Annotated in this window: 3 protein-coding genes; all 3 read right to left on the bottom strand. The window is 62.7% G+C overall.

The window, feature by feature from the left end; genetic code table 11:
• Nucleotides 1-2: 2 nt before the first annotated feature.
• Genes tnpC through tnpA form a run of 3 tightly spaced genes read right to left on the bottom strand, consistent with a single transcriptional unit; the run spans nucleotide 3 to nucleotide 2,332 of the window.
• Nucleotides 3-1,562, bottom strand: coding sequence for an IS66 family transposase (gene tnpC / locus HV670_RS29705; RefSeq protein ID WP_175108499.1), 1,560 nt, complete (start codon nucleotides 1,560-1,562; stop codon nucleotides 3-5).
• A 45-nt stretch (nucleotides 1,563-1,607) separates the two neighbouring features.
• A complete protein-coding gene (gene tnpB / locus HV670_RS29710) occupies nucleotides 1,608-1,952 on the bottom strand; it encodes an IS66 family insertion sequence element accessory protein TnpB (protein ID WP_175108500.1) in 345 nt (114 codons plus the stop codon).
• Entirely contained in the window at nucleotides 1,949-2,332 is a 384-nt protein-coding gene (tnpA, locus tag HV670_RS29715) for an IS66-like element accessory protein TnpA (RefSeq protein WP_175108501.1), read from the bottom strand. Before tnpA ends, tnpB begins: the two co-directional genes overlap by 4 nt.
• Between the last annotated feature and the right edge of the window lie 76 nt (nucleotides 2,333-2,408).

The following is a 2,408-nucleotide window of genomic DNA, read 5'->3' on the forward strand; positions in this document are numbered from 1 at the left end:
ACCTAATTAGCCTGGTTAAGCGCTGACGAGCTCGGCGTGCCGGTATTCCACGGCAACAGCGATTCGATCTCGTTGACCGGGTGATCCGCAATGCGTCCAAGCACGTCACGCAAATAAGCCTCGGGCTCGATCCCATTCAGCTTTGCTGTGCCGATGAGGCTGTACATCGCCGCGGCGCGTTCACCGCCCGACTCTGAGCCAGCGAACAGATAATTCTTGCGTCCTAGAGCCACTGCGCGCAACGCGCGTTCGACCGCGTTGTTATCGATCTCCGCACGTCCATCGTGGACGAACGTGTTCAACGCGTCCCAGCGGTTCAGCGTGTATTGGATCGCACCGGCGAGCGCAGACTTGCCCGAGAGTGTCGGGATCAGACTGTCGAGCCAATCTCTGAGGCTTCGCAGTAATGGAAGCGTCTTCTCGACGCGCACTGCGCGCCGTTCATCGGGCGGCTTGCCCCGGATCTGTTCCTCGATCGCATACAGTGCCGCGATCCGGCGCACGGCTTCGCCAGCAGCCGGCGACGGGTGCGACTTGGTCAGCTCATAGAACTTGCGTCGTGCGTGTGCCCAGCACGCTGCGTGGGTGCGGGTTTCGTCGAACACTTTGTCGTATCCGGCGAACCCGTCGGCGTGGATGATGCCCGCGAAGTGCTCGAGATGGCGCTGCGGGTGTTCTCCCTTGCGATCCGGCGTGAAGGCCATCCACACCGCTGCCGGCTGCGTCGATCCCGCGGGGCTCTCATCGCGCACATAGGCCCACAGCCGAGCGGTAGCTGTCTTGCCTTTGCCGGGTGCGAGCATCGGCACTGGCGTGTCATCGGCATGCAGCGTCGGGCCAGCCATCACGTAGCGACGCAACGCATCAACCAGGGGGCGCAGCAAGCGGCTCACTCCACCAGCCCACTCGCTGAGGGTGGAACGTTCCAACTCAAGCCCATCGCGTGCGTAAATCTGCGACTGGCGATACAGCGGTAAATGATCACAGTATTTGCTGACGATCACATGCGCGAGCAAGCCGGGACCCGCGAGGCCACGCGCAATCGGTCGCGACGGTGCACTGGCCTGAACCAGCGTCTGGCAGCACGCACAGCTGAACTTTGGGCGAACGTGGTGGATCACACGCCAGCTTTGCGGCACGTACTCAATCTGTTCGGCCACATCCGCACCGATTTCCTTGAGCGCGCCGCCGCACTCCGCACAGGCGTCAGCCGATGGTGCATGCACGACGGTATCGCGTGGAAGGTGTTCGGGCAGGGGCTTACGAGCACGCTTGGCACGTGCCTCGGATGCGGGTGTTGCAGGCGGCGGGTCTTCCCCGTTATCGAGCAACAGTTCCTCAAGCTTGAGCTCGAGTTGACCGATCTCGGCCTCCAGCTTCTCCGATTTGCGTCCGTACATCTGGCGACGCAGGGCCGCGATCTGGATTTGCAAGTGCTCGATGAGCAACTCGCGCGCGCTCAGGTTCGACTGCAGCGCGCGGATCTGGCCAGCCATGTCCGTGACCATGCGCTGCAGCGCTTCGACGTCGTTGGGTAGAGGTGTGGAGGGGCTATCGGCCATCCCGGGAGTTTACGCAGATCGATGACCGTTTACAACACTCACGACCTAAGCCGCTTGAGGGGCGGCGGTGCGCCGTGGCCGACGCCAGTCGATGCCCTCGAGCAGCATCGAGAGCTGCGCGGCGCTCAAATGAACGCTGCCACTTTCAGCCTGCGGCCAGACGAAGTGGCCGCGTTCAAGTCGTTTGCAGAGCAAGCATAGGCCATCGCCATCCCACCACAGCACCTTGATGCGGTCGCCACGTCGCCCCCGGAAGACGAAGACGTGGCCGCCGTAGGGGTTGTTCGCGAGCTTGGACTGCACGATGGCGGCCAGACCGTCGAAGCCGCGACGCATGTCGGTGACACCGGCGACCAGCCAGACCTGGGTTCCAGCAGGCACTCCGATCATGTGCTACTTGCCGCGGCCAAGGTCTGCGAGATGATCGCGCGTAAGACTGTCGCATCGACGCTCCCGCGCACGACCAGGCGGGTATCACCATGATGCCATTCGATCTCACCGATCTCAACGGCCGTCGTGACCGGTGTTGGCGTCGCCGTGGGCAACGCCTGCGTCAGCCGAACCGGTACCAGTGCCACCGGTGTCTGATCTTGAAGATGCAGCCGACGCCAACGCGACAACTGGTTGACGTTGATGCCGTTGGCCTGGGCGAGCGCAGCGAGCGATACGTCCGGGCGCAACGCCTGTTCAACCAGTTCCCGTTTGAATTGCGCACTGAAACGACGCCGCGCCGAGCGCGGGGTGACCGTCACGACTTCCTTGTTTTCCATCAACATGCTCCGCCAAAAATTCGACAGCATGTCGATCGTGCTCACGTCGGGGTAGATGCCTTGGGTGGACGCTTAC

Source organism: Pararobbsia alpina, from assembly GCF_902859895.1.
In the GTDB taxonomy this organism is placed as follows: Bacteria; Pseudomonadota; Gammaproteobacteria; order Burkholderiales; family Burkholderiaceae; genus Pararobbsia; species Pararobbsia alpina.

Excerpts from the sequence above, each read along its gene's own strand:
- tnpB (WP_175108500.1), bottom strand. The coding sequence starts at position 1,952 with ATGATCGGAGTGCCTGCTGGAACCCAGGTCTGGCTGGTCGCCGGTGTC.
- tnpC (WP_175108499.1), bottom strand. The coding sequence starts at position 1,562 with ATGGCCGATAGCCCCTCCACACCTCTACCCAACGACGTCGAAGCGCTG.
- tnpA (WP_175108501.1), bottom strand. The coding sequence starts at position 2,332 with ATGGAAAACAAGGAAGTCGTGACGGTCACCCCGCGCTCGGCGCGGCGT.